The 26,334-nt window shown below is 39.7% G+C and carries 25 protein-coding genes and 1 pseudogene; 17 read left to right on the top strand and 9 right to left on the bottom strand.

The annotated features are described in order from the left end of the window. Positions 1 to 10: 10 nt before the first annotated feature. Positions 11 to 844 carry a GyrI-like domain-containing protein gene (locus Q7J41_RS01450; protein WP_304884541.1) on the bottom strand — a complete coding sequence of 278 codons (834 nt, stop codon included), beginning with the start codon at positions 842 to 844 and terminating at the stop codon, positions 11 to 13. 325 nt (positions 845 to 1,169) lie between these two features. Here Q7J41_RS01450 and Q7J41_RS01445 point away from each other — a divergent pair, with 325 nt between their 5' ends. The 4 genes from Q7J41_RS01445 (at position 1,170) to Q7J41_RS01430 (ending at position 5,016) form a co-directional block, all read left to right on the top strand. Further along, a complete protein-coding gene (locus Q7J41_RS01445; protein WP_304884539.1) occupies positions 1,170 to 1,577 on the top strand; it encodes a MarR family winged helix-turn-helix transcriptional regulator in 408 nt (135 codons plus the stop codon). Between the two features lie 3 nt (positions 1,578 to 1,580). Continuing rightward, positions 1,581 to 3,008: an MATE family efflux transporter gene (locus tag Q7J41_RS01440; protein ID WP_304884537.1), complete on the top strand. Its 1,428-nt coding sequence runs from the start codon at positions 1,581 to 1,583 to the stop codon at positions 3,006 to 3,008. Positions 3,009 to 3,090: 82 nt separating this feature from the next. After that, entirely contained in the window at positions 3,091 to 3,672 is a 582-nt protein-coding gene (locus Q7J41_RS01435) for a TetR/AcrR family transcriptional regulator (RefSeq protein ID WP_304884536.1), read from the top strand. A gap of 93 nt (positions 3,673 to 3,765) precedes the next feature. Continuing rightward, on the top strand, positions 3,766 to 5,016 hold the full coding sequence (locus Q7J41_RS01430) for an MFS transporter (protein ID WP_304884535.1): 1,251 nt from the start codon (positions 3,766 to 3,768) through the stop codon (positions 5,014 to 5,016). Positions 5,017 to 5,108: 92 nt separating this feature from the next. Here Q7J41_RS01430 and Q7J41_RS01425 read toward each other — a convergent pair whose 3' ends face one another. Beyond that, positions 5,109 to 6,488 carry an MATE family efflux transporter gene (locus tag Q7J41_RS01425; protein ID WP_304884533.1) on the bottom strand — a complete coding sequence of 460 codons (1,380 nt, stop codon included), beginning with the start codon at positions 6,486 to 6,488 and terminating at the stop codon, positions 5,109 to 5,111. A 122-nt stretch (positions 6,489 to 6,610) separates the two neighbouring features. On the opposite strand from Q7J41_RS01425, the gene Q7J41_RS01420 reads away from it, so the two are divergent. The 3 genes from Q7J41_RS01420 (at position 6,611) to Q7J41_RS01410 (ending at position 9,473) form a co-directional block, all read left to right on the top strand. Then, on the top strand, positions 6,611 to 7,168 hold the full coding sequence (locus Q7J41_RS01420) for a PadR family transcriptional regulator (RefSeq protein WP_304884531.1): 558 nt from the start codon (positions 6,611 to 6,613) through the stop codon (positions 7,166 to 7,168). Positions 7,169 to 7,377: 209 nt separating this feature from the next. After that, positions 7,378 to 9,261, top strand: coding sequence for an ammonium transporter (amt, locus tag Q7J41_RS01415; RefSeq protein WP_304884529.1), 1,884 nt, complete (start codon positions 7,378 to 7,380; stop codon positions 9,259 to 9,261). An 80-nt stretch (positions 9,262 to 9,341) separates the two neighbouring features. After that, positions 9,342 to 9,473, top strand: coding sequence for a hypothetical protein (locus Q7J41_RS01410; protein ID WP_304884527.1), 132 nt, complete (start codon positions 9,342 to 9,344; stop codon positions 9,471 to 9,473). Positions 9,474 to 9,504: 31 nt separating this feature from the next. Here Q7J41_RS01410 and Q7J41_RS01405 read toward each other — a convergent pair whose 3' ends face one another. Further along, positions 9,505 to 10,866: a 4Fe-4S binding protein gene (locus tag Q7J41_RS01405; protein ID WP_304884525.1), complete on the bottom strand. Its 1,362-nt coding sequence runs from the start codon at positions 10,864 to 10,866 to the stop codon at positions 9,505 to 9,507. 268 nt (positions 10,867 to 11,134) lie between these two features. Between Q7J41_RS01405 and Q7J41_RS01400 the strand changes: the two genes are divergently transcribed. Continuing rightward, positions 11,135 to 11,743, top strand: a complete 609-nt coding sequence (locus tag Q7J41_RS01400; RefSeq protein WP_304884524.1) for a TetR/AcrR family transcriptional regulator — start codon at positions 11,135 to 11,137, stop codon at positions 11,741 to 11,743. Positions 11,744 to 11,940: 197 nt separating this feature from the next. On the opposite strand, the gene Q7J41_RS01395 is transcribed toward Q7J41_RS01400, so the two are convergent. Continuing rightward, a complete protein-coding gene (locus Q7J41_RS01395) occupies positions 11,941 to 12,120 on the bottom strand; it encodes a hypothetical protein (protein ID WP_304884522.1) in 180 nt (59 codons plus the stop codon). A gap of 315 nt (positions 12,121 to 12,435) precedes the next feature. On the opposite strand from Q7J41_RS01395, the gene Q7J41_RS01390 reads away from it, so the two are divergent. Together Q7J41_RS01390 and acsB are read left to right on the top strand one after the other, a co-directional pair. Next, positions 12,436 to 14,370 (top strand): sigma 54-interacting transcriptional regulator, encoded by a 1,935-nt coding sequence (locus Q7J41_RS01390; protein WP_304884521.1) that lies wholly within the window; start codon positions 12,436 to 12,438, stop codon positions 14,368 to 14,370. A gap of 234 nt (positions 14,371 to 14,604) precedes the next feature. Continuing rightward, positions 14,605 to 16,740, top strand: a complete 2,136-nt coding sequence (acsB, locus tag Q7J41_RS01385; protein ID WP_304884519.1) for an acetyl-CoA decarbonylase/synthase complex subunit alpha/beta — start codon at positions 14,605 to 14,607, stop codon at positions 16,738 to 16,740. 174 nt (positions 16,741 to 16,914) lie between these two features. On the opposite strand, the gene Q7J41_RS01380 is transcribed toward acsB, so the two are convergent. Next, positions 16,915 to 17,757 (bottom strand): nitroreductase family protein, encoded by an 843-nt coding sequence (locus tag Q7J41_RS01380; protein ID WP_304884517.1) that lies wholly within the window; start codon positions 17,755 to 17,757, stop codon positions 16,915 to 16,917. Positions 17,758 to 17,991: 234 nt separating this feature from the next. Between Q7J41_RS01380 and Q7J41_RS01375 the strand changes: the two genes are divergently transcribed. The 3 genes from Q7J41_RS01375 to Q7J41_RS01370 are packed head-to-tail and all read left to right on the top strand — an operon-like array spanning position 17,992 to position 19,512. Then, positions 17,992 to 18,429, top strand: a complete 438-nt coding sequence (locus tag Q7J41_RS01375; protein ID WP_304884515.1) for a MarR family winged helix-turn-helix transcriptional regulator — start codon at positions 17,992 to 17,994, stop codon at positions 18,427 to 18,429. After that, positions 18,426 to 18,704 carry a transporter suffix domain-containing protein gene (locus Q7J41_RS17725; RefSeq protein ID WP_370650967.1) on the top strand — a complete coding sequence of 93 codons (279 nt, stop codon included), beginning with the start codon at positions 18,426 to 18,428 and terminating at the stop codon, positions 18,702 to 18,704. The genes Q7J41_RS01375 and Q7J41_RS17725 overlap by 4 nt, the downstream gene beginning before the upstream one ends. Position 18,705: 1 nt before the next feature. Next, complete coding sequence (locus Q7J41_RS01370; protein ID WP_304884514.1) at positions 18,706 to 19,512, top strand: EFR1 family ferrodoxin; 807 nt, start codon at positions 18,706 to 18,708, stop codon at positions 19,510 to 19,512. Positions 19,513 to 19,521: 9 nt separating this feature from the next. Here Q7J41_RS01370 and Q7J41_RS01365 read toward each other — a convergent pair. Both Q7J41_RS01365 and Q7J41_RS01360 read right to left on the bottom strand, forming a co-directional pair. After that, positions 19,522 to 19,784: pseudogene (locus Q7J41_RS01365) on the bottom strand (PadR family transcriptional regulator). Between the two features lie 11 nt (positions 19,785 to 19,795). Next, on the bottom strand, positions 19,796 to 20,269 hold the full coding sequence (locus Q7J41_RS01360) for a DUF6790 family protein (protein ID WP_304884513.1): 474 nt from the start codon (positions 20,267 to 20,269) through the stop codon (positions 19,796 to 19,798). 205 nt (positions 20,270 to 20,474) lie between these two features. Between Q7J41_RS01360 and Q7J41_RS01355 the strand changes: the two genes are divergently transcribed. Beyond that, positions 20,475 to 20,711, top strand: coding sequence for a hypothetical protein (locus tag Q7J41_RS01355; RefSeq protein ID WP_304884512.1), 237 nt, complete (start codon positions 20,475 to 20,477; stop codon positions 20,709 to 20,711). Between the two features lie 269 nt (positions 20,712 to 20,980). Then, positions 20,981 to 21,955, top strand: a complete 975-nt coding sequence (locus Q7J41_RS01350; protein WP_304884510.1) for a serine hydrolase — start codon at positions 20,981 to 20,983, stop codon at positions 21,953 to 21,955. A gap of 245 nt (positions 21,956 to 22,200) precedes the next feature. On the opposite strand, the gene Q7J41_RS01345 is transcribed toward Q7J41_RS01350, so the two are convergent. Beyond that, positions 22,201 to 23,292, bottom strand: a complete 1,092-nt coding sequence (locus tag Q7J41_RS01345; protein WP_304884509.1) for an alpha/beta hydrolase — start codon at positions 23,290 to 23,292, stop codon at positions 22,201 to 22,203. After that, a complete protein-coding gene (locus Q7J41_RS01340; protein ID WP_304884507.1) occupies positions 23,282 to 23,749 on the bottom strand; it encodes a helix-turn-helix domain-containing protein in 468 nt (155 codons plus the stop codon). The genes Q7J41_RS01345 and Q7J41_RS01340 overlap by 11 nt, the downstream gene beginning before the upstream one ends. 434 nt (positions 23,750 to 24,183) lie before the next feature. On the opposite strand from Q7J41_RS01340, the gene Q7J41_RS01335 reads away from it, so the two are divergent. Further along, positions 24,184 to 24,891, top strand: a complete 708-nt coding sequence (locus tag Q7J41_RS01335) for a transglutaminase family protein (protein ID WP_304884505.1) — start codon at positions 24,184 to 24,186, stop codon at positions 24,889 to 24,891. 429 nt (positions 24,892 to 25,320) lie between these two features. Continuing rightward, on the top strand, positions 25,321 to 26,229 hold the full coding sequence (locus tag Q7J41_RS01330) for a 3-methyl-2-oxobutanoate hydroxymethyltransferase (protein WP_304884503.1): 909 nt from the start codon (positions 25,321 to 25,323) through the stop codon (positions 26,227 to 26,229). Positions 26,230 to 26,334 lie beyond the last annotated feature (105 nt).

Here is a 26,334-nt window from a genome sequence, read left to right as displayed (position 1 = left end):
TTTTTGTGCTTTATTTGATTGGGATACAAAGATCAATTTCCATATCCATGGAATCACAGTCTATCTTTCTGTAAATCTCGAAGCCGTAACGATCGTCAATCACATATTTACCATGCGGCAGCCACACATTGAAGATGCTTTGATAAGAAGTATAGATCTGCGTTACTAAACCTTTGAAGTGATAAATAGCAAATTTTCCACCTTTTAGGACATAGGTATTTTCAAGCGAACAGCCTTTCGGAACAGTTAGGCAGAGGTCATATAGGCATTCGTCGATATCGGTAATGGAGGGGTCATCGTAGGTACGCTCAAGAAGCAGTGTTAACTCAGTGAAATATTCACTGTATTTTTTTTGAAAAGCTCCCCAATGAACGGATAAGTCCGCATAGTTTCCTTTATGCCGCTCGTATATAACAGGACAATCTTCAAGTATTTCGATGGAAATTTGTTTATTACAGTCTTCAAATGACTCTAAATTAATAGGCGTATCAGCAAAAACGGGATTAATCAAAGATTTTTGCGTAATGCTACGTCGGAATTCGATCGGTGACAGATTATGATGTTGTCTAAAAGCAGAGCTGTAGTTTGATGAACTGTAGCCGTAATCACCGCTGATATCAGTGACGCTTCTGCTTTTCTCAACCTTTAAGCGAAATGCGCTTTGCTCCATTTTCACGCGTTTGATAAATTTATAGATGCTTTCTCCCGTTTCCAGTTTAAACATTCGGGAAAAGTAATATCGTGAAAAATTGCAATGAGAGGCAATCGCATCAACCGATATATTTTCATTAATATGATTTAAGATATAGTCAATTGCACGATTGATATAGTTGTTGGTTATCATTTTTCCTCCCTTTTTTCTCACGTTTTCTTAGTTCATTTCTTCCCGGGACAGCATGGATTTAACCTTGTTTTCGTTAGCTAATACTGCGGCAGTTTTTCTTATTATACTTTCATATAATTTTATTGTCTAGGTGTTGTAATCGATCTACCCTAATTTAAATGAACTTGGATAACACGACGAATGCATCATAGTTACTTGTCTTACTTGACATTAAGTATTTGTTTGCATATAATTAGTTCAATACAGAACTATTGTATAGTGAACTAATTTATTAGGGGGGATCATTACGAATAATTCGACTAAAATATTGGTTAGTGGTCAGCAGATGAAACGGCTTTATGAAAAGCAGTTTGAAGAAATTTGTCAGAGGTATCAAATCACTCAAAATGAGGTCGATATTATTGCGTTTCTGGCAAATAATCCTGGTTTTGATACAGCAAAGGATATCGCTGAAATGCGCATGATTGCTAAAAGCTATATTTCAAAATCAGTTGAAAAGCTAATCAAGAAAGGTTTCCTTGTAAGAATTTCAGACAAAGAAGACCGGCGGATGATCCATCTGCAATTAACCGGAAAAGCAAACCCCGTTATTGACAGTGCCAGACTCAAACAAAAGGAATTTATCGAGATACTTTTTGCGGGGATGGATGCTGATGAGATTAAAACATTTGAATCATTGCTGGATAAGATTTTTGACAATGCAAATAAGACAACCGACAAAAGAGGAATATAGATAATGGAAAAAGACAGCACCTTTTTAGGAACTGAAAAAATAGGAAAACTACTTTTTCAGCTCGCAGTACCCGCAATTACAGCACAGCTTGTCAATATGATGTACAACCTTGTTGACCGCATATTTATTGGGCATATTCCGGTAGAAGGCACTTGGGCATTGACGGGAGTCGGCGTCTGTATGCCAATTATTTTGTTGATTTCAGCGTTTGCCGCACTGGTAAGCATGGGCAGTGCACCCCGAGCTTCTATTTTTATGGGGCAGGGTGATAATGATACGGCCGAAAAAATTCTGGGCAATTCATTTGTAATGCTTCTTGGCGTTGGGGTTATTTTAAGTATTGTTATGTTTATTTGGGGTGAAAATCTTTTGATGATTTTTGGAGCAAGTGAAAATACCATCGGATATTCGATGAGTTATCTCAGAATATATGTGCTGGGAACCGTATTTGTACAGCTGACGATCGGATTAAATGCTTTTATTACAGCACAGGGATTTGCAAAGATCGGGATGTACTCAGTGTTAATTGGTGCAGTATGTAACATAATACTCGACCCGATATTAATCTTTGTTTTTGATATGGGTGTTGCTGGAGCAGCCCTTGCAACGGTTATATCGCAAGCTGCTTCGGCGGCCTGGGTCATCCGCTTTCTTTGCGGGAAACAAACGGTGTTAAAACTGAAAAGGGAGAATTTTCGCCTAAAACACGAGGTAGTACTACCTTGCATTGCACTCGGTCTTGCTCCGTTTATCATGCAGGCAACCGAAAGTTTAATTTCTATTTCTTTTAACGCATCACTTTTGAAATACGGAGGGGACATCGCAGTTGGAGGCATGACGATACTGACAAGCATCATGCAGTTTTCCTTGCTTCCCCTGGTTGGGCTCACACAGGGTGCACAACCGATTATCAGCTACAATTATGGTGCTAAGAATAGCCAACGTGTGAAGGAAGCATTTTTGACACTGCTGAAATGTTGCGTTGCTTTTTCAACCGTCATATGGCTTCTTGTCATGCTAATACCGGAGACTTTTGCAGGCATCTTTACATCCGATCCTGAGCTTATTGCATTTACAGCAGATGCGATGCATATCTATTTTGCCGTCTCATTCCTATTCGGGATACAGCTTGCTTGTCAGCAGACTTTTATAGCAATTGGAAATGCTAAGACCTCACTATTTTTAGCAGTACTCAGAAAAGTGATTCTGTTGATTCCTTTAATTTATATTTTACCGATGATTTTCACAGACAAAATTGCGGCAGTGTATATGGCCGAACCGATTGCAGATTTAATAGCCGTTTCAGTAACAGCAACGCTATTTATAATACAGTTTAGGAAAATTAAGGAGCTAGGTCGTGCAGAGACCTTTAATCCGTTAAAAAACCATGTATCGGTTGATTACTTATCCTCAAGCAAAAAAAAGTTTTAGTATTGACAATGTTATATGACCGGTCTATAATGCATATAGACCGGTCGTTATAATATTGTGTTTGAGAGAAAGTGTGTAATTAATGAAAAATAATACTGATTCGAAAGAGAAAATTTTAACAGTTGCATCAAGGCTTTTTCAGGTAAAAGGATATAATGCAACAGGATTAAATGAAATCCTAAAAGAAAGCGGCGCACCCAAAGGTTCGCTTTATTACTACTTTCCTGATGGAAAGGAAGAGCTGGCGCTAGAAGCAATTAAGTTGTCAAGTCAGTTTATTCAAGCAAGCATACAAACTGCATTAGCCAAGTATTCGAACCCCATTGAGGCGATACAATACAATATCAAATGCATAATAGAAAGCTTAGAAGAAGATAAGGTACAAAACGTTTCGATTGGTTTACTAGCTTTAGAGACCCATCTATCAAGTGAGCCTTTAAGAGCAGCTTGCCAGGAAGCTTTTTACGCATTTAAAAATATATATACTGAAAAGTTAATTAAAAATGGGCTTCCTAAAGAAGTTGCGCAGGAATTGAGTGCAGTTATTCTCGCAATGATTGAAGGTGCGATTACAATATCAGTTACCCAAAAGAATGTTGCAGATTTAATCGTAGCCAGTAAGCAGATCGGTATCTTGCTAAATCATTATTTTTGCGATCAGTAATTAAGGGTTATACTTTGTTGCCTGAAATATATAGACTGGTCTAATTAATACATTGAAAATTCATACCCATGAGGACAAAAGGAGGAAATCATTTTGCAAACAGAAAGAGTTATAGAAAATCAGATCAAATGGAACGAGTGCAACAAACTCTGGAGCACATTGTTTGTTGTCTTTTGCTTGACATCTTTAGTTATTTCTACGGTCTTATTTATGTTAAATAATGTTATGTCGCTATATGTGAATCATATTGGGGGAAAAGCTGCTTTTAGCGGTATCTTAATGTTATGTTTTAGTGCGGCAGCTGTTGTTTCTCGTCTGGCTAGCGGCTATTTTGCGGACAAAAAAGGTCGTTTTGCGGTCATGCTAACAGGCGAACTTATCTTTTTCGCTTCGGTAATACTGTGCGCCTTTTTGCCATATTTAGGCGCTCTTCCGGTGCTGCGTATGGTACAAGGTATCGGTTATGCGGCGGTAAATACCGCAACGGCGGCTGCTGTTGCGGATATCATCCCCAAAAATCGTTTTGGCGAAGGCATCGGGTATTACACTTTAGCAATGTCTTTGGCACAGGCACTCGGGCCAGCCTTCGGCTTATATCTTATATCAGGCGGTAATTATTTTCAGATGTTTATTCTTGCGGGGGTGTTGATTCTTGCCGTAGCAGCTTTAACTTTTAACTCTCGACGTAATGACTATTTTACCAGCTATCAGCCACAAGCAAAAGTAAAAAAGGCAGAAAGTACAGAAAGTACAGCAAGTGTCCAGTATACGGGTATTTGGCGATATATTGAAAAAAAGGCATTAGGTGCGTCGATAACAGAATTTCTTATTTGTTTTGCAATGGCAAGTATCGTGGTGTTTGCCACGCTGTTTGCCATAAGTAGAGGGTTTGAAAGTGCCACTGCCATGTTTTTCATTATCTCCGCAGTCGCTTCAATTGTGACACGTCTGTTTATTGGCAAGTTGTTTGACAAGTTTGGACCCGTTCCCACGCTGACCGCTGGATTTATATGCGGCATCTTTTCAACGGTGACAATGGTATTTGTTTCAAACCCAATTATTTTTATCGGCATTGGCGCAGCATATGGTTTTTGCATTGGTATAACCACCACCGTTTTAAACACAAGCGCCCTTAAAAATGTAGATAGCAATAGGCGCGGAGCTGCCAGTGCCACATTTTGGCTGTCAATGGATCTAGGATATGGCTTAGGCGGAGCTGTTTGGGGGATCGTCATTGACCGATTCAGTTTTCAATTAACGTATTGGGGAGTAACCGCTGTTATGCTAATCGGTTTGATATTTAGCCTTGTCTATTTTACGAATAAGAGTCGAACGTCAAGTTAATCTGGCGAATCGTTCACTTCACATGATGAGGGCGCTGGATGAATATTGTTTCTGAATTTTCTCATTTCGATTGGTACTATTTTCATGCTGAATCAATGTTCCTGTTCTGCGGAAAGGGTGCGTGGTTTTACGAGACCCAATTCCTTATGAAGATGCACAGCCATAAATACAGTCGCAATGGCAGAGATAACATCAGAAATCGGCTGGGCATAAAGGATACCGCTTATTCCCCAAATCATCGGGAGAATTAGAATGATGGGGACAAAGAAAATTCCCTGTCGGCAAGCACCAAGGATAAAACCTTCTTTCGCTTTTCCCAGCACCAGGAACAGTGATGAATATACTGTATAGAAACCAAAAAGCAGGAAAGAAAAACCGTTGGCGCACAATGCTGTTTGACCGACATTAATCATGTCAATATCACCTTTTGTAAATTGGGAAATGATTGCGATCGGGAACAAAGCCATTGTTAATCCAAAGATTGTACAAAATATCGTTGACCATATGATGGCAGTTTTGGTTACTTCAAATAAGCGTTCGTATTTTTTTGCCCCGTAGCTATATCCTGCGATTGGCTGAAAACCTTTAAGAAATCCAAATACCATCAGACTTCCCATAGAAATAATTCTGGTTACGGCACCCATTCCGGCAATGACGGAATCGCCATATTCTTTTGCCTGCATGTTGATAAGCGTAATCGAAAGACTAGCCAACAACTGGAATGCCATGGTAGGAATACCTATTTTTAAAATTTCCGACATAATTTCTTTTGAAAAACAGCAAGCCTTAACACTAAAATTGAAGACGCTTTTTTTTCTGAATATATAGAATAAAAACACCAGGGTAGAAACAATCTGAGCAATAGCAGTGGCGATTGCTGCACCGGCTATACCTAAATTGAGGGTATATATAAAAATTGGGTCTAAAATGATATTTAGTACAGCACCTGCCAGCATTGCAAACATCGTTGTTTTGGCAGCACCTTCGCTCGTCACGATGTTATTCATTGTTACATTAAAGACGTTGAAGATCGATGAAATGACATAAATACTTGCATAAGTTACCGCATAAGGCATGATGCTCTCAGTTGCACCTAAAAGCTTCAGAATCGGATTTAGAAAAATGATTGTGCAGAAAATTATTATGATGCCGACAGAAATACTGCTGTAAAGAGCAGTACTGGCAACTTTGTTTGCGGTTTCTTTGTCCCCTCGCCCTAACAATCTTGAAATATACGATGCAGCACCATTTCCGAATAACAGACCTAATCCGACAACCACTTGCCCAAGAGGAAATGTGATTGTGATCGCCCCCATCTGGCTGGTTCCAAGTCCGCCAACAAAGTAAGCATCGACCAGATTGTATAACGCATTGATCATCATACCAATCATGGTAGGGAGTCCCAGTGCTAAAAGCGCTTTTGGTATCGGTGCGCTTCCCAGTAATTCCATTTTCTTGTTACGTTCATTCATGATAACTCTCCTTTTCTCTTGACACGAGATGTGAAATATAGTACTATAATTTATAGTAACTTTGCAAAACAAATAGTACTATAAATTATAGTACTTGTCAAGAGGAGAAAAAGGAGGGCATTATGGCAACAATCGATTTGATTGTCTTAGGAATATTGAAGAAAGAATCTTTAAGTGCCTACGACATTCAAAAGATAGTAGAGTACCGCAACATATCTAAGTGGGTGAAAATTAGTACGCCCTCAATATATAAAAAAGTTATTCAGCTCGAGGAAAAAGGCTTTATTAAAGGCAATATTGTAAAAGAAGGAAAAATGGCGGAGAAAGCTGTCTATTCGTTAACGGATGATGGAGAAATAGAATTTGAAAAATTAATGATTGGAATTTCGGCACAGTCGATTAGTATTTTTCTGGATTTTAATGCGGTAATCGTAAATTTGACTAGCCTCACACCGGAAAATCAAAAGTTGTGTTTAACAAATATTGAAAACAACGTGAAAACTCTAAAGACATATTTAGAAGATAATATCAGTATAAAAGAAAATATACCTGAGATTCCTGAAATAGGACTAGCTGTTTTACAACAGCAGCTTATTTTGGCTCAAGCAATCGAAACATGGATTACTTCACTAAAAGACAAGCATGATAAACAAAACGTTCCCCAGTTATTGCCAAGCTGATAATCGATGCAGAAATATTGACTAATATATTTTATTCTGCTAAGATTACTACATAATAGGATAAATACAGAAATCAGACAATGAAAGTCAACCTGGTGAGGTTGGCTTTTTTTGCGTCTATCGATCCTCAATGCCTTGTGGAAGCGAAAAAACCGGAGATTTAGCGAATGTGGTTTTCTTTCGAAAGACAATAGTTAGGAGTAATGCAGATGAAGGATATTTCAGATTATTTATGGGTTGTCATATCGGCGATGATTGTATTTCTGATGCAGCCAGGTTTTATGGCTTTGGAAACGGGACTTACACGCGCAAAGAACTCCATCAATGTTGCGATTAAGAATATGTCGGATTTTATTTTATCCGTTGCGGCTTTTTGGTTTATTGGTTTTGGGCTGATGTTTGGCGAATCATTTCATGGTATTGTAGGAATCAGTGATTTTTTTGTGAATTTTGAACAAGATGATTGGAAAGCTGCTTTTTTTCTTTTTCAAGTCGTGTTTGCCGGAACAGCGGCAACCATCGATTCTGGGGCGGTTGCCGAAAGAGCGAAATTCAGCACCTATTTATTAATGTCATTTATTACGTCATCATTTATCTATCCAATTTTTGGTCATTGGGCCTGGGGTGGTTATTTCTATGCGGATAACGCCGGCTGGCTTCAGCAGCTCGGATTTCTTGATTTTGCCGGATCAACGGTTGTTCACTCGATTGGCGCCTGGGTTGGACTTTCTGGTGTGATCATTATTGGCCCAAGACTGGGCAGGTTTGAAAAAGATGGCAAAGCAAACAAAATAAGAGGACACAATCTCGTTTTTGCATACTTTGGTGTTTTCATTCTGTTTTTCGCCTGGTTTGGGTTTAATGCCGGCAGTACGCTGGCGGCGACTACGAATATTGCCGACATCATTGCCAATACCTTGATATCTGCTTCTTTTGGCGGGCTTACCGGTCTGTTTGTCAGTTGGAAATTCAGTAAAAATCAACTTCCCGAACCGGAAAGTATCATCAATGGTATTCTTGGCGGATTGGTGGGAATAACCGCGGGTTGTTATTATGTGAGCGCAGTTGGGGCGTTGGTTATCGGGATTGTAGCTGGTTTAATTGTTTTTTTTGGAACCCTGCTATTGGAAAAGCTCAAACTGGATGATGTGGTTGGTGCAATACCGGTACACGGATTTGCCGGAGTGTGGGGAACAATTGCTACCGGAATTTTTATTCAGGAGAATTTTCTACTAGAATTTGGGATGACCAGATCCAATCAAATTATGATTCAAATACTGGGCGCGACTGCGGCGTTTGTTTGGAGCTTTGGCGTATCATTTATTTTAATGACGATTATTAATAAATTCTTTCCCATGCGGGTATCGCCAAGTCATGAAGAAATTGGACTCAATATTGCCGAGCATGGCGCAAGTACCAGTATTTTTGAACTTTCGAATTCGGTTCGGAATATCATTGAGCATAAAAACTTTAAAAATGCAGAAAAAATTGAAGTCGAATTCGGAACTGAAATTGGTGAATTGACAGATTATTTCAATAGTATGGTCAATGATTTAAAAGAAAAAGAAGAGCTGGCCGAAGAGGCTTTGCAGTCGCTGCATCATATGGCGGTGACGGATGGTTTGACACAAATTTTAAACAGAAAAAATGTAACCGATGCCTTGGAAAAAGAAATCAGCATTGCCATCAACTATGAGAAAAAACTGTCAATATTATTGTTCGATATTGATTTTTTCAAAAAAGTCAATGATCAATTCGGACATTTAGCTGGTGATCAGGTATTGGTTGATATCGTCAAGAATGTCAGCAATACCATCAGAAAAACAGACTATTTTGGCCGGTATGGGGGCGAAGAATTTCTTGTCATTATGCCTAAAACTGATTTGGCAACAGCGTATATCTTTGCAAATATGATCAGAGAAAAGATTGAAAAGATGATCTGGGATTTTAACAAGGATTATACCATTACGGTTAGCGGGGGCGTTGTCGAATACGAAGGAGAGGATTTAAATAAAATGATTAACCGGGCGGATTCACTGCTTTATTGCGCAAAAGAAAAGGGCAGAAACATGATTGTGAAGCAACCAATGTGACAAATAAAACGACCCCGCGTCATTTAGTCGATATGACGATCATTCGTGATATTCATATCGACTAAAAGGAACAGGAGACGTTGGATGGATTTATTTATAATGATCCCAAAATAGGAGCAAGTATCTTAACAGAAGGTATTGAAACAGTGGCTGAGTACGACTATCTAAAAAAGGAAAAAGATAGACCTCGTGCAGGGGTATATTTTTGGTAAACCCGATGAAATCTCGGTACCCCAAATAAAATTACCGCAATTGTTTTTTCTGGATTACGATGGCATCTTGTGGACAAGCATTGGTACATTGTATGCAGCAGAGACATTTGTGGAACTCAATGCTTTGAACCTTGTTGGTTATTTGAATTGAATTGGTAGGACAATGCAAACTGCAAAGTCCGCATTTTACGCACGAATTGCTGTCAATGCCAAATTTGAAGACCGAAAATTTACTCATTACTTTAAGGATAACTCCCCAGGGACATAAATAATTACACCAGAATGAGGCATTGAATAGGGTCGAGACAAGAATTCCCAGACAAGTAATTATTAAGAATAATTGAAGGCGTTGTCTCGATATCAGAGAAAATACAAATAATGATAAGAACAAAGCAAAAAACACGACTCCCGAAAGCGAAGTGTGAAAAAATTGAGGAACATGTCGTTTTTTTATACCAATTCGTTTGAATAATAATTTAATTCCGTTGTTTATGGTCGTGACTGGGCAGAAAAAACCACAGTAAATACGCCCAAATATCAGACTGATGCAAAATCCGATAATTAAGATAGGAAGCCATATCTGTATTTTCCCGGTAAATAGTAACACGCAAAAGAGAATAAGGAATAATATCTGAATCGCAAATTTATGGTTGAAAATGATGCTAAGTGTCGATTGATTAGCACTTTCAACTTTAATATGGCGATTTATTTTTTTGTTTGCCTGGTAGAATAAAAAAGTACTCATAGAAATGGGCAATAGTAATATTACCAAAAACAGTATGGTATTTTGATTAACGGCGAATTGGTTGGTGCGATAAACTAACGAAGCAACAGCGGTACCGACAAACAGAATCAAGCCAATTATATACAGAAGCTGATTAAAATGTTTCAGTCTGATAAAAATTCGGTTTTGCAGATTTGATGGCATTGCCTGAATAAGAGCTGCCAGCGTGACAATGATTATTGTTGAAAACATGATATAAAAGAGAAAAACAAGGGATGTGCCTGATAATGCCCCGATTACAACTTTCGGCAGCCAATCACTGGATGAATGAGTTGATAACATCGATAAGCAAAGAAATGTGCCAATTGTTCCGAATGTAAAGATGGATATAAAATGGACGTTTAATGCCGCGTTGAGATAGGTTTCTGCTTTTGTTTCAGACGGTTGCGCGGATAGTTTACTGATTAATCTTTTTATATAGAGGGTGTTAAAAAAGAAATAGGAAATAAATAGTGCGATTACCAATGGTGAGCTGATGCAGTGATAACATTCTTGCAGAGATAGGATCTCAAGTTTAAAAACCATCCATATACACCAAATTAAAGGTCCAATAAAATACATGTAAAAATAGAGCAATACAATTTTCAGAAACAGTTTATTTGTTTTCATGTTGAGCCTCCTAGATTATAAACAAAAGTCAAACATTGTCTCACATTTGCCGAGCAGTAATATTTTTTCATACGAACAACCCTAAAATGGACAATTAAACAGTGATGAACGAAGGATGCGAAAGATAATGAATTAAAGTTCAATATATTAATATCACATCATGATCACAATGTCAACACTTATTGAATTAAAGTTCAATAAGTGTTGAATTTATGATTCGAATATGATAAAGTAATGATGAAAGAAAAAGCAGGAGTTGAAAATATCAATGAAACATAAATCGCAGCAGGAAAGAAAAATAGAAACAAAAAAAAAGATTGTAGATGCCGCCATGTCGCTCTTTTCATCGCAAGGTTATTATCAGACAAATTCTAAGGAAATTGCGCGGGAAGCAGGCGTTTCAACCGGTAGTTTCTATACCTACTTCGCAGATAAAAAAGACGCATTAAAATATATCTTGAATACGTATACTCAGGAAGTGATTTCTGATTCGGCGGTATCGGACGATGATCTGATACTGTCAATCGACAGAAAAGCAATCCTCAGGGATACGATTGTTAAAAGTTTCAATTTACATAATTTCTCGGTTGGATTTTATCAGCAGGTCAGAACCTTGAGTATTGCCGATGAAGAAATTGGCTTGATATTTGAGGAATACAAGAGAACCATCTTAATGCGGATTAGTAAGTTGCTTGAGCATTTAGCCTCAGAGCTGCCGCCTGACTCCAGAGAGGCGGCGAGTATCATTATTTATGCTGCCATTGAAGGAACCGTACATACGGTAAAGTTCTCAAGGACTGATCAGACAGAAGCTGTTTTGATTGATGAATTGGTTCGGTTTGTTGATTCATACCTGGCGGCTTTGAATAAGGAGTGATGAGAATGAATCTAAGAAAAACGATAAGACCGACGAATTGCCGGAGCTATTAACAAAGGTAATAGAGATCATGTTGGCTGGGTTTGTTCTTTTAGGAAGATAACATCCCCGGCAAAAATTCCAATGATGACAATGAAAAGCAAAGTTGATAGGATGGCTTTTGATTTTAAGAAAAGAGTACAAGGTTTTCCAGTGAGCTATAAGCTATTAATAGCGATGCTCTCAATGATAGCGCCTATCATCATCAACCCAAGACCTGTCATCAAGACAATCTTTTCGGCGGTGGTCAGGTGTATATCCCTGATTTTTCGGGACACCGTATTTTTACCGTTGGTCAATACCGTAGCGATGTGGGCGACTGCACAGGTGATCAGCAACTGCCCCAACATCTCCCAAAGCCTGACCCGATGGGTTAGGTCAAAGGTGCGAACAATCCTTCTTTAGCCTTTGCACGATTACGAATGATGGTGTTTTAAAAAATGGGTTGCTGTTTTCGGCAGATGTAAATATTTTCTTTCATACGAAAAATATTATTATTGAATTTCATTTACTGCAAGCGTATACTGGAACCATCGAGAGAGCAGATAATTTTCATGGCAGCCTAACCGCCGCGACACTGCAAGGTGCTGGTTGATGATGGGTTTGTCCGAGTATTGACCTTTGCAAAGCTATAGATTTAAGGAGCTGTTGAGATGTTTAATAATGGTATTGTGAACTACAAAAATTACAATAATGTCGAAAAAAACCTGAAAAATGTCCTGAATTTGGCAAATGCCAGTCAGAATTCAAAAGCTGTTGAGGAAGAAATATATTATAATACCGCAAAAAATGTCGGGCGCAGCCTAAATGTAACAGACTATAATAGCTTGTCAGAAAAAATCATGGAATTGGGAATTGGGCAAATCGTCATAACCAACATGTCGGACGAGAAAGTCGTCTTTCGTCTGGATGACTGTTTTACCTGCAGTGATATGGAGAACGTTGGAAAACCGGTATGCTATTTTGAAGCGGGGATTTTAGCCGGTGCCGTCAGTACCATCAGCAAACAGGATATGGATGCGCTGGAAGTGAAGTGCAATGCCTTGGGAGATGCGTATTGCGAATTCGAAGTTACCAAAGCAGTTGGGAATAAAAAGAGCTTCAATGAAGACGGTGACGGTGGCAAAAACGATATTAATATGCTCTACCTGACCATCAACTCATTAAAGTTAGCCAAAAGCAAAAATCAGATCCAATCCCAAAGTCAGCGTTCGACTCAAGATAATAAGAAACTCAATGATGCTCTGGAAAATGCTTTGGAGGCAGATAATTTCAATCAGAATATCATCGATAGCATCCCCAATTATCTGGCGGTCATTGATAATAGGGGAATGGTGGTGCGAATCAATAAAAAGTACCAGGAATTCTTAGCCTCGGCATTTGAAAAGAATACCAGCATCATCTCGTTAGCATGGGAATCAAAATATACCGAGGTTTTGGCAACCGGGGAACCGGCGATATGGCAGCAGATGATTTCGGGTAAGGAACATATCATCTTTGAGAGCCCTATTTTAGAATCAAAGGCAGTGCTAAGACAGGTAATTCCGGTGGAGTCGGATTTTATTAAACTGCTGCTTGACAAAATCTCAGACCTGGAAGAACGGATTGACGGCAAAAACAAAGCCAGAGAACAGCAGGCGGTTAATCTTTGCGACACAAACGTCATTGTCGACAGCCATGAAATGATTGAACTGGTGAATTACATCAAGAAGGTATCAAAAACAGATGCCTCAATTCTAATGCGAGGGGAAAGTGGAACGGGGAAAACAATGTTTGCAGAAATTGTTCATCAAGAGAGTCCCAGAAGTCAAAAACCGTTCGTCTATATTGACTGTACCACGATCCCCAGGAATTTTTTTGAAACCGAGCTTTTTGGCTATGAACCCGGAGCCTTTACTGGTGCGAACAAGAATGGCAAAGTAGGCAGATTGGAAATGGCTCAGGGCGGCACTGTTTTCTTAGATGAAATCGCAGAGATTCCAATCGAAATCCAATCGAAATTACTCCGCTTTCTGCAGGAAAAAAAGTTCGAAAAAATGGGTTCTGTCACAACCCGGAAAGTTGATACAAGAGTCATTGCAGCGACAAGTCAAAATCTGGAAGAGATGATCAGGGCGGGTTTATTCAGAAAAGATCTCTATTACCGGCTTAATGTCATCAATATTATTTTGCCGCCGTTAAGAGAAAGACGTCAGGGAATTCCCGGTCTTGTCGATAAAATACTGGAACATATCAGTAAAGAAACGGGAACCGCATTAAAAAGAATTGATGAAGCAGGACTGCGGGAATTAATGAATTATAATTGGCCAGGTAATATTAGAGAGTTAGAAAATTTACTGAAAAGACTGACATTTTTAGTTGATGATCGGGTTATTACGAATGATCTGATTGTTAAAGAACTATGTACCGCAGAAACCTTAAATGGTTTTGATTCAGTAATCGCTAAAAGTGAAATTAAAGAAAATGAAAAGGATCTGATCGTCAAGGTTCTAAAAAGCTGCCACGACAATAAGACTGCTGCTGCGGAAAAACTGGGCATCACGCGGCAAACACTCTACAATAAAATTAAGAAATATAACATAACATAAACACTTGCAGGTTGTTGACCGGATGGTGTCTGACACTGTCAAAAACTGTAAAGAATGTCATTGACAGTGTCAAAAAAATGGACACTGCAAAATACCAAGTATCGACTGAAATCCGCCTGGATGCTAAATTAGGCGGATTTTATTTTTTGGCATAAAACTTGCTATTATATAATGAATAAATTACATGAATGAATTACAAGAAAAAATTTCTTTGAAAAGGAAGAGTGAAAAATTATGAGTTTGACAGATTTAATTTATGCGGGTTCGAATGCGGTTGCAGGTTTAACAGAAGGCGCTGTTAATGACGCTATTGAAAAGTATGGTGCCGATCATGCGGTTGGATACCCGGATACGGCCTATTTTTTACCGATCATTTATGCGGCAACCGGGGTTAAAATTAAAACTCTGGGCGACTTGCCGGCAGCAGTGGGGATTCTTAAAAGTCTGATTACCAACAAAGAAGATTTGGGAGAAGCCTTAAACGCCGGGCTGGCTACCGCAGTCGGGGCTGAAATTATTGAAGCGATCCGCTATCTGGATGGCGACCCTTACGCTAACGATGCCGGCATCGGTTTTGTCGCTGATCCGATTATTCGATCGTTGGGCGTGCCACTGGTAACCGGAGATATTCCCGGAATTGCGGTACTGTTGGGTGAATCCTCAGATCCCGCCACATTGGCAGCCATCGTTAAAGATTATCAGGAAAAAGGGTTGTTGACCTTTATGGTTGGTAATATCATCGAGCAAGCGTTAGCAGCCGGTGTGAAAATGGGACTGGAATATCGGGTCATTCCCTTAGGTCATGAAGTGACCTCAGTGATCCATGTTGTCTCCGTTGCGATTCGGGCCGCCCTGATTTTTGGCGGAATCGAACCGGGCAAACTGGCAGAATTCCTGACCTATACCAAAGATCGGGTACCCGCCTTTGTCAATACCTTCGGCGAATTAAACGAAGTAATTGTCTCCGTGGGAGCTGGCGCCATTGCTCTTGGCTTCCCAGTTATCGCTGATGTCCCGGTGCCGGAAGTACCCGGTGCGTTAATGACCCAGGCTGACCACACCAAAACCGTTGAGTTCTCCTTAGAGGCTCGGGAAATTAAAATAAAAGTTACCAAAATTGATGTGCCTGTTTCCGTGGCATCGGCATTTGAAGGTGAACGGGTTCGTAAAGACACCATGTTTGCTGAATTTGGCGGCAACAAAACCGAGTGTTGGGAACTTGTGACCAGCGGTGATCCGGCCGAAATGGAAGATCACAAAATTACCCTGATTGGACCGGATATCGATGACTCGATGTTTGCCGGAGCCGACGTGGTTCGTTTGCCACTAGGGATTGTGGTGACTGTTGGCGGAAAAGCGATGCAGAAAGATTTTGAAACCGTGCTGGAAAGACGGATCCACTATTTCACCAACTACATCGATGGCGCTATGCATGTCGGACAACGAAACATTGCCTGGATTCGGTTAACCAAAGAAGCCTTTGAAAAGGGATTCCGGTTAAAACATATCGGCGAAGTGCTCTACGCCAAGATGCGATCAGACTTTGAAAAGGTTGTTGATAAATGCGAAATTACCATCTACACCAAGCCTGAAGATGTCAAACGACTGGGCGAAGAAATGGTTAAACCGATTTATGCTGAACGTGATGCTCGAATGAGTGCCTTAACCGATGCCAGCGTTGATGAATTCTATACCTGCTTATTATGTCAGTCCTTTGCGCCAAGTCATGTTTGCGTTGTCACCCCAGAACGTCTAGGTCTTTGTGGAGCCGTATCCTGGCTAGATGCCAAGGCCACCAAAGAACTGGATCCACTGGGACCCAACCAGCCGATTGTCAAAGGTGAAGCTGTTGATGAACGGCTGGGGATCTGGGCTTCAGTTAATGAGGTGGTAAATGCCGCTTCCCAGGGAGCCGTCGAAAAAGTAACCCTCTATTCGATTCTGGAAGATCCGATGACTTCCTGTGGTTGTTTTGAATGTATCTGCGGGATTATGCCGGAAGCCAATGGCGTCATCATTGTCAATCGTGAATTCAGCGAGTCTTCACCAGTCGGAATGACCTTTGGTGAGTTGGCTTCGATGACCGGCGGCGGGGTTCAGACCCCAGGCTTTATGGGTCATGGCCGCTTCCTGATTGGTTCTAAAAAATTCATGTCAGCGGAAGGTGGTTTATCCCGAATCGTCTGGATGCCTAAAGAATTGAAAAACGATGTCGCCGAACGTTTAAACAAAGCGGTCTTTGAAATGACCGGCATTGAAAATTTTGCCGATATGGTTTGTGACGAAACCATTGCAACTGACTCTGAAGCAGTATTGGAATTCCTGGAAACCAAAAACCATCCCGCATTGGCGATGGATCCGATTATGTAAAAATTGTCCCAAAGTAAAAAATTAAGTAAAAAAAGATTAGTTCCAAAAGAGCGCAATTATGGGTTCTTTAGTCGAAAAAAAGTCAGCTAAATGATAGCTGACTTTTTTTAGTGTGTCAACCGCCAAAATTCACGGCAGACAATGTATGGACATGCATGTAAAAGAAGGATCGGCTTAATCCCTGATCCACGAAAAGACATATTCCAGGTGCTTAGGTAAGTCGATTTCCGGTTGGGCTGAAGTGACAAAATGGCCGTCAATTTTTCTTTCTTTCACGGCAAAATCGAAGTGTGCGGCAGCAATGCCCATATCGACCCGCTGAATATCGTAGGAAAAGGCCTTGCTGTAGCCCGGTGCTTTATCCTCATAAAAATGACAGCTGCCATCTTTTAATAAAATTCGCCAGGGTTGCTTGTTGGATGCGGATGGCCCTAATCGTACCATCTCCAAGGCAAAGGCAAGATCACCGGCAGTTGCTGCTGAAAGCGGGGACTGAAAATCATCTGCAAAAAATAATTGCTGCCATTCTTTGCGATGATCAGCTTTGACCAGTATTCGCATGGCCTTTTCTTTAAAATGCTGATGGTCGGCCGCATATCCAAATGGGGCTATGATCGGGAAAATTTCACCGGTTTCTAGTTTCATTGCGTTTGAAAAGCTCTGACGGTCAAAAGTGCCGCCCAGCCAACAGCTGCCGAGACCAAGATCGGTCAAATAAAGGACGAGGGCTTCAAATTCATAGCCTAAAGCTTCCAAGGCCATCGGTTCCAGGGTGATCGTCGAGCCAATATAGTGGCTGGCACCTTTGATGACCCCGTAGGTACCAAGTTTTTGGGCGTTTTTCCCAGTTTGGATAGCAAGGGTATGAAACGCAACGTTTGGTCCAAAGGGGTTTTCCAATGAATCGATAAAAGCTTCAATGGCCTTTCGCTGATCAGATTCAATCGCCTGTTCTTTATAATTTCTGACGCTATAGCGCTTTTTTACGGTTTCTTCAACTGAAAAATTAATATTCATCGTGATTCTCCTTAAAATAGTGATCTATGTAAATTTTAGACAATTATATTTTACACAATATAAATGGCGATTGTCAAGGATAATATTTTTTCTGTTGATTCGTTAGTTTCCCAGGATTCAACAGGGTTTTAAATAAAAGCGCACGATTGACAGCACGTTATTTTTATGATAAATTAGTTAATGATATTTAATTAAAAACAATGAACTAATATATATTGTGAATTGGAGGTTTATATGGAAGAAAATTTTGCGGAACTTGTAAATTTATTATGGGAAGAATGTATACGAAATCTTAATGCTGCACTAACAGAGGATGAAGCAGAAAAATTTTCAAATAACGACTATTACCATCTATTAGTAATTCAATCACTACGGAGACCGAATTTTTCACAGATAGCTGAAAAACTAGCTTTGACGAAACCAGCCGTTTCTGCGATCGTAAAAAAACTGATTAATATGAAGCTAGTTGAAAAACGGCAATCAGTTGAAGATAAAAGAATTTTTTATGTTGAACTCACGGCAAAGGGCAGAGCCATTTTACAGGGGGATAAAGCAGTTTATAAATGGGTAACAGATACCATTAAAAGTATTGCAGCCAATGAAGAAGAAGTTATCATCGTTGAGCATATTATTTCAGTATTGGTAGAAAAATTGGAGAAAAAGAACATATGAAATGTATGAAAATAAATCAGAAAATATATAAGATCATTGCGATGGGCATAATTATATTGTCATTGGTATTATATATCATTATGCCATTGAATATCTGTTTACCCTTTTCGACATGTGCTGTTGCAGGAATAACTGGATCGATGATAATAGCGAGTGAAATTCTATTTTGGATCGGAAGTCTGATGATCGGTCGCGATATTGCATTGAAAATTAAAAAGAAACTCAGTGTAACGAGAATTCTCAATTATTTGAGAGAACGAAAGAAGGAAAAATAGAATGATTTTTTATTTTAGCGGAACCGGAAATTCTAAACATATTGCTGAAAAAATAGCGAATAGTACAGGTGAAAGGCTAGTGTGTATTTCTGAAAATATCATAGCTGAAAATGAGACATATGAGATCGAAGAAAATGAGAGAATCGGATTTGTTTTTCCTGTATATTGGTATTGTATGCCCAAAATAGTTGAGAAGTTTATCGTACAGCTGAAATTATCGGGTTATCACAAGCAATATGTTTATGCAATAACAACTTATGGTTTAGCGGCGGGAAATGTAATGGACAGATTAATCCAAACCTTGAGTAATAAGCAAGTGCAAGTGAAGGGTATATTCGGCGTACAGATGGTAGACAATTATGTGGTTGGATATAATATTATTAATGTTGATAAGCAAAGGACTATTTTAAAAAATGCAGAAGTGGAAACAACTAAAATTATGACTATGATTGAGCGGCGTGAAAATATTGAATATATAAAAAAGGGAAGGATCCGTTTTGTTACGCCAATTACTGGATATGCTTACAGAAAGGCCAAGCACACTAAAAAATTTTTTGCGACATCAGAATGCAACAGCTGTAAAAAGTGCGAAAGAAGTTGCCCATGCAATACAATTCAGATGATGGATGGAAAACCGGTGTGGGTAGGAGAATGCACATTTTGTCTAAAATGTATTAATGGATGTAAGCAATCTGCAATACAGTACGGTAAATCCACTAAGAAGAGAGATAGATATCAGTATAAAAAAAAAACTAACACAGTCATGGGGAGATTTTCGGCGAACCGCTATAATGTCCCCTTTGTTTAGACATGTTTTTTAATTTCTTAATGTATCATACCTGGTGACATTTTCGGGATGGAATATGCCAATTGATTCTAGTTTCTTGCGCCCTGCGTCGTTGAGCGCATAAAACTTGTGCAGCGGCCCCATATCGGACGTTTTTTTTCGATAGCTACAAGTTTGTTTTTCTCAGCCCGCACCAAAATGGTGTAGACCGTTCCGTCCACAACATCGGTGAAGCCGAGCGCATTCAACCGCCGCATGATTTTATAGCCATAGGTTTCGCAATCGCTAATAATTTCTTAGCGGTTTAGCTTAAATTGTTTTTCTTCTCTCGTATTGTCAGCAATCCCAAAACAATCATGGTAATCGGACCCAGCAAGTCTGGAATAATGGTCAGTACATTTCCGGGATTAAAGTTGTCAACGGCAATTAACTCCTGAATATGAACGATTGATGCACCGAAAAAGAAGACCGCAGAAATAATAATAATTGGTACCCAGAACAGCCCTCGGAATTTTACGGCAAGAAAACCACAGATACCAATCCCCAAAGACACCATTCCCAATTCTTTCTGAAAACCATTAGAGACCCAGCCGATTTGTGCGGCAATTTTCTCACTCATGAAAATATGCCCATAGGCACTAAGGAACATTGAGATTCCTAAAAAAAAGAGCTGATGCAGCAATAAGGTTTCCGCCAAACCAATCCCAGTTTTTCGTTTAATAAACCAATGAATCAACCCGGTGATTAAACCAACGATGAACAAACCCATAAAAATCATCTTACTTCCTCCAGTTTTATTTTTCAAACTACTCTTTTTATACCATTTAATCCAAATAAATAACAAATGAAACGTCACCGAGTCATGCAACAACTTACTTTACTCTGACGTTAAAATAATATATTCTATAAAAAGGTATAATAAGCGGATGAACCTGATGTTATTTGAGTAGAAAATTCAGCTTTTGATTAGGGAGATGATATCAATGGAAAGCAATAGATATTTAGATGAAACAAAACTATTAGATTATTCAAATCAAAAAATCCAGGATTTAATAAAAATCAGGAAGTGGGAAAATCGAGAAGAGGAGCAACAGATAAAAGCAATTTATAATTATGTTAGGGATGAAATAATGTTTGGCTATAATGTGGATGACAACTATAAAAATCTGGGAAGGCATCTTATGAATAACAATGTCAGGAAGATTAGAAACAGCAATTAGATAAGTGAAAATGAAAACAAGGAAATAGTAGATAAAATTATTTCCTGATAATCATTCTTAAAAAGGCAACAATTCAAAGTGCTGTTAAAATTTATCATACCATATGTTTTTAAACATTTCCATGATCTTTCGACTAATTTAATAATGTAACGGGAAACGTCGCTGTGTCATATTTTTTTAACATTTTTAAAATAGTTCTTGCAATACATTTTTAATGGACTTATCCTTAGTTTCAAGGATATCCGTTAAAACCTAAAGGAGAAAATTGTATGAATCAGAAAAAAATTAAAGCGTTTGAAAAGATGATAAGTAGTGACTATCCCGATATAGCGGGCATTGTTGTGCAAAAAAGCGGCAATAAATTATACGAAAACTACTTTAACGGGTATGCCGCTGATCACTCCATTCATGTGTATTCAGTGACAAAAAGCATTGTTTCCGGTTTGATCGGGATCGCCCTTGACAAGGGACAGATTAAAAGTGTAGATCAGAAAGTATTAGATTTTTTTCCGGATTACGCTGTTCAAGCCGGTGAAAAAACAATACAGGAAGTTACGATTAAAAATCTGCTTACCATGACCGCCCCATATAAATATCAGTTAGAGCCATATGAGGCATTTTTCGCCAGTGAAAACTGGGTAAAAGCCGCCCTGGATTTATTGGGCGGCGAACAAATCGGAGAATTTAAGTATTCGCCCATCATTGGCGCACATATCCTGTCGGGCATTCTTGTAAAAGCGACAGGGCAACCAATAATTGAGTTTGCGATAAAAAATTTATTCTCGCCGCTAGGAATCAATGGGATGCATAATGTGGTGTTGCGAAGTGAAGAAGAACAGATGGCTTTTTATGCAAAAGAAAAACATACCAATGGCTGGGTTGTTGATCCCCAGGGGATCAACACGGCAAGCTGGGGTCTTACCTTGACGCCGGTGGATATGGCAAAAATAGGCCAATTGTACCTAAATGGCGGGTTATGGGAAGGCAAACAAATCATATCAAAACAATGGATCGATATAAGCACACAGGAACACATCAGGTGGGACAGCTTGTCTTATGGTTACCTTTGGTGGATTATTGATGAAAAAGAGCAAAGTTATGCTGCCCTGGGAGATGGGGGGAACGTGATTTACGTGAATACAAAGAAAAACATGGTTATTACGATCGCTTCTCTTTTAATCCCGGAGGTGAAGGATAGAGTTGAGCTTATTCTTAAAATGATTGAACCATTATTTTCAGATTGAGTAAGCATTCAACATCCAATTATTGATTGGAATAAGAACAACACCTATATCTAAAGTGAAGATATAACTCAGGATTTTGATGTTTATGATAATCCCGATGATTTACTAAAAGAACATCGCCAGGAAATGTCTGAGATTAAGAATTTTTTCTATAAAAATCATCTTGACATACTTATGAATAGCAATGTCAAGATGATTAAAAATAGCAATTAAATAAGTAAAAATGAAATAGAAGAAATAGTTTGTTAGACTATTTCCTCTATTTTTATCTTGGTCTGCAGATTGTTTAACGCGGAAATGAAAAAGACGGGATGCTCATAATGGATGTCATGGCCTGATTTGATGGTCAGGGTTTCGCAATCGGAGAGCAAAGCCTGAACCTTGTTGGCATCTTCATCGGTGTTGGCGGCGTACAAGACCCCGTCCTTACCGTAATTTGTTTCGGCTTTCAGATAAATTGTCGGAGCCGAAATCGTTTTTAGCATCGTTTCCTGATCGACCCCATTCATCCATGAACCATCGTAAAAACTCTCGCCGAAGGCCAGATCATAGTGATCAATGGTATTCATCAGTCGCAGCCAGGAATAGGGAATCCAGTAGATTCTGGGCCCCTGATCGGGATGTTCTGGGCGGAACGTCTCAACGGCCGTTACCACCTTTTCTTTTAAGCCGCCGAAAAGGGAAACCATATAGCCATGCTTATAATAATAGACAACAAAATCCGTTTCAGCCGTTTGATTCAGAAAGCCGTGGATGGTCATGAAGGTATCCTGCCAGGCAAAGCAGCCGGATCCTTCCTGCATTTCCTCAGGGGTCACGGAAAAGAGTGGGGGGTCTTCAAGTAGAACGCCGCTGACCAGCTCCGGTGCGTTGGCGCCAAGCCAGGCAGCTAGAATACCACCGGAAGAATGACCAGAGACAAAGCATTTTTCACCGATAACACGCTCCATAAATGCAATCAGCGCCTGGCCGTTGGCTGCACAGGAATAAAGCGCTGGATCATGACTGGATTGACCGTGGCCAAAGCAGTCCACCGCAAAGACATGATAGTTTTTCGATAATTCGGGCAGAACTGCGGCATAATCCTCCCAGGAAACGCCCTGTCCGTGGATTAACAGCAGGGCGGGGCCGTTATCTGGCCCCTCACCATAATTAATAACCGAACCATTATCCAGCGTGGCTGTTTGTTCAGTAAAGCCAGCGGCGAGGGTCTGTTTGAGATAGCGATCATCGATCGGATGTAAATTGCTGTAAAAAAAATAACCAAAGACGGCGGCGCCGCCGATTACTAAAAAAGCCAAAACAATCAGGACTACTTGCATTTTCTTAATCTTCACTTTCGTTATCCTTAACGGTTCGATCGGCATAGCCCAAACTTTGTTTAACAAACTCAAACTGACTGATGAATCGACTGGCGTCAATCAGGGCAAGGCCCCCCTGATTATCATCACCCAGAATCATCAGGTTGTCTCCGGGATTGATCTGAAAGACTTCCCGGGCTTTTTTGGGAATGACAATTTGTCCGCGTTCGCCAACAATCACCGTGCCAAAAACGTGCTTCCCTTTTGGCGGCAAGGGTACTCCTGACGTTTCGGTTCCGTTGACGAGGGTATCAAGGGAAATGTTATAAAGCTGAGCCAGGGCAATGCATTTATTCATATCCGGTAAGCTTTCGCCGTTTTCCCATTTAGCAACGGACTGCCGGGAAACTGCGATTTTATCGGCTACATCTTCCTGTGTGTACTGATGGGTTTTTCGTAGGGTCTGTAAATTCATACTAATCACATTTTTCATATTTTCACCACCTGTCCTTATTCTACCAGCTTTTGGAAATGACATCCATCAATTAATGTTAACATAATGGCACAAAAAATGTCAGCTTTGGTTGCGTTGCTATTGTTGTGGGACATCGCTTTTGGCTCGGGATTCAAAAGTCTACAATTCTTTAGTCATGTCATTATCAGTGGTTTTTCCCCGAAAAGTCATTGTTTAGTCTCCTTTAACGCATTTATTTTTGATGGTACAAACACTCATTTTTCCCGGAAATTATGCAGCGCCCTGAGCCCCGCGTCGTTAAGCAAAAAAAGGAACGTAACTTTTAGGTTAGGCCTAACAACTTACTTTACTTGGACGTTTAAATAATATATCCTATAAAAAGATGTAACAAGCATATGAACCTGCTGTTATTTGAGTAAAAAATTCAGCTTTTGATTAGGGAGATGATATCAATGGAAAGCAATAGATATTTAGATGAAACAAAACTATTAGATTATTCTCATCAAAGAATCCAGGATTTAATAAAAATTAGGAAATGGGAAAATCTTGAAGACGATCAACAGATAAAGGCAATTTATAATTATGTTAGGGATGAAATAATGTTTGGCTATAATGTGGACGACAACATCCCGGCATCAAAAGTCCTCTCAGATGGATATGGGCAATGCAACACGAAAGGAACACTTTTTATGGCCCTGTTAAGAGCAGTTGGAATACCGTGTCGAGTTCATGGGTTTACGATTGATAAAAAGTTGCAAAAAGGCGCGATGACGGGAATTGTCTACAAAAATGCACCAAAGAATGTATTTCATAGCTGGGTTGAAGTATTATATGAAAACAATTGGTGTGAGTTAGAGGGATTTATTCTGGATAAAAAGTACCTGGAGAAATTGCAGAAAATTAACAGTGAATGTACGGGCCCTTTTTGTGGATATGGGGTGGCAGTAAAAGACTTTCAACATCCAATTATTGATTGGAACAAGAACAACACCTACATCCAAAGTGAAGGTATAACTCAGGATTTTGGCGTTTATGATAATCCCGATGATTTGCTCAAGGAACATCGTCAGGAAATGTCTGAAATAAAAAAATTCATCTATAAAAATCTGGGAAGACATTTAATGAATAATAATGTCAGGAAGATTAGAAATAGCAATTAAACAAGTAAAAATGGAATCACGGAAATAATAGGTCTGACTATTTCCCGATTTTTGTCTTGGTCTGCAGATTTTTTTATGCGGAAATAAAAAAAACCGGATGTTCTTCTCGGAACCTCTCACCCCCGGATATTGTTTATAATACGATGTAATGTAATTCAAGTGATATAATATTGAGAATTAGATATTATATCATTTTTTTATTGTCCGTAAAATGGGTAAAATCGATAATATTTAATACATAAAATTACTAATTACTCGATAAAACTCTTTTTGATATAGTTAACTCAAGCAAAACATGAAAAGGATTACACGCTCAACTAACAAAATTGCGATCGTGTTACAAACCGGCACCAGCCATCTGAAAAGGATGTGGAGTTCGGACGTGTTTGGAATGATGGGCAATGACCCAAAATAAAAGGAGGATTTCATATGTCAACAGAAAAGGGAAACAACGAAGTCGAAATCAGTAAAGAAGAAAAACAAGGTGTTAAAGCATCCAAGATGAAAAAAGGCCGAAAATCAATCGCTTATCTTCAGGAGAAGAAGGATAATGGCGAGAAGATTGTGCAGATGTGCCCAGCCGACCGCGACAAGTATTTTGTGATGGCCGCTGAAATGGCTGACTGTGACATCTGTCGCCTGACGACTCCCGGTGAGAACACCGAGATGCAGATTGCCAACGCCAGCTGGCGGATTCGCGACGTCCGCAGTGCGGCGCAGCTGATCCATCTTAACTTCTATATGCAGACCCCGACCTACTGCTCTAAAGAAGAGGCTTTAAAAAACGGCTCCCTGTACATGGCCAATGGCGCTGACTCCCTGCTCCCGATGGGTGTCAGTAACGAGACTCTGAAGTATATGGCCGATAACCATCTGGTTGTATTCGGTCACGTCGGGGCGCTGTCGGGCTGGCAGACCAGTCGGCATGGTGGCTACAAGCGTCTGGGTAAAACTGCAGAAGATGCCATGGATGTTTTCCGAATGGCTTATGAGTATCAGGAAAATGGGATGATGGGCATGACCATTGAACTGACCCCGATCGAAGTTACCAACGCCATCGCCAGGAAACTGAGTGTACCAGTGGTTGCCATTTGTGCCGGTGGTGACGCTGACGGTTCCGAAATGGTTGACTTTGATACCTTCAACATGATGCCATCAGCGGCTGCTCATGCCAAGGCCTATGGTGATTTCTTTAAGTGGGCTGCAACCGCATACAGTGGCTGGGCTAATGATGTTCGGACTGGTGTATATCCCGAAGATAAGCACGGCTTCCACATGGATGCGCAGGAACTTGACAAATTCCTGAACCAGTTGGAACAAAAGTACACGGTAAGATAGCCAAGACGGTAATTTTCAGAAAGAGCAAGACGGGCGGATGAACTGAGTTAAGTGTGACTGGTTCATACGCCAACTAAACAAAAGTGAAAATAATTTTATGTGATA

Origin of the sequence: Acetobacterium sp. (assembly GCF_030652775.1) — a bacterium.
In the GTDB taxonomy this organism is placed as follows: domain Bacteria; phylum Bacillota; class Clostridia; order Eubacteriales; family Eubacteriaceae; genus Acetobacterium.
This window is presented reverse-complemented; position numbering and strand designations above follow the sequence as displayed.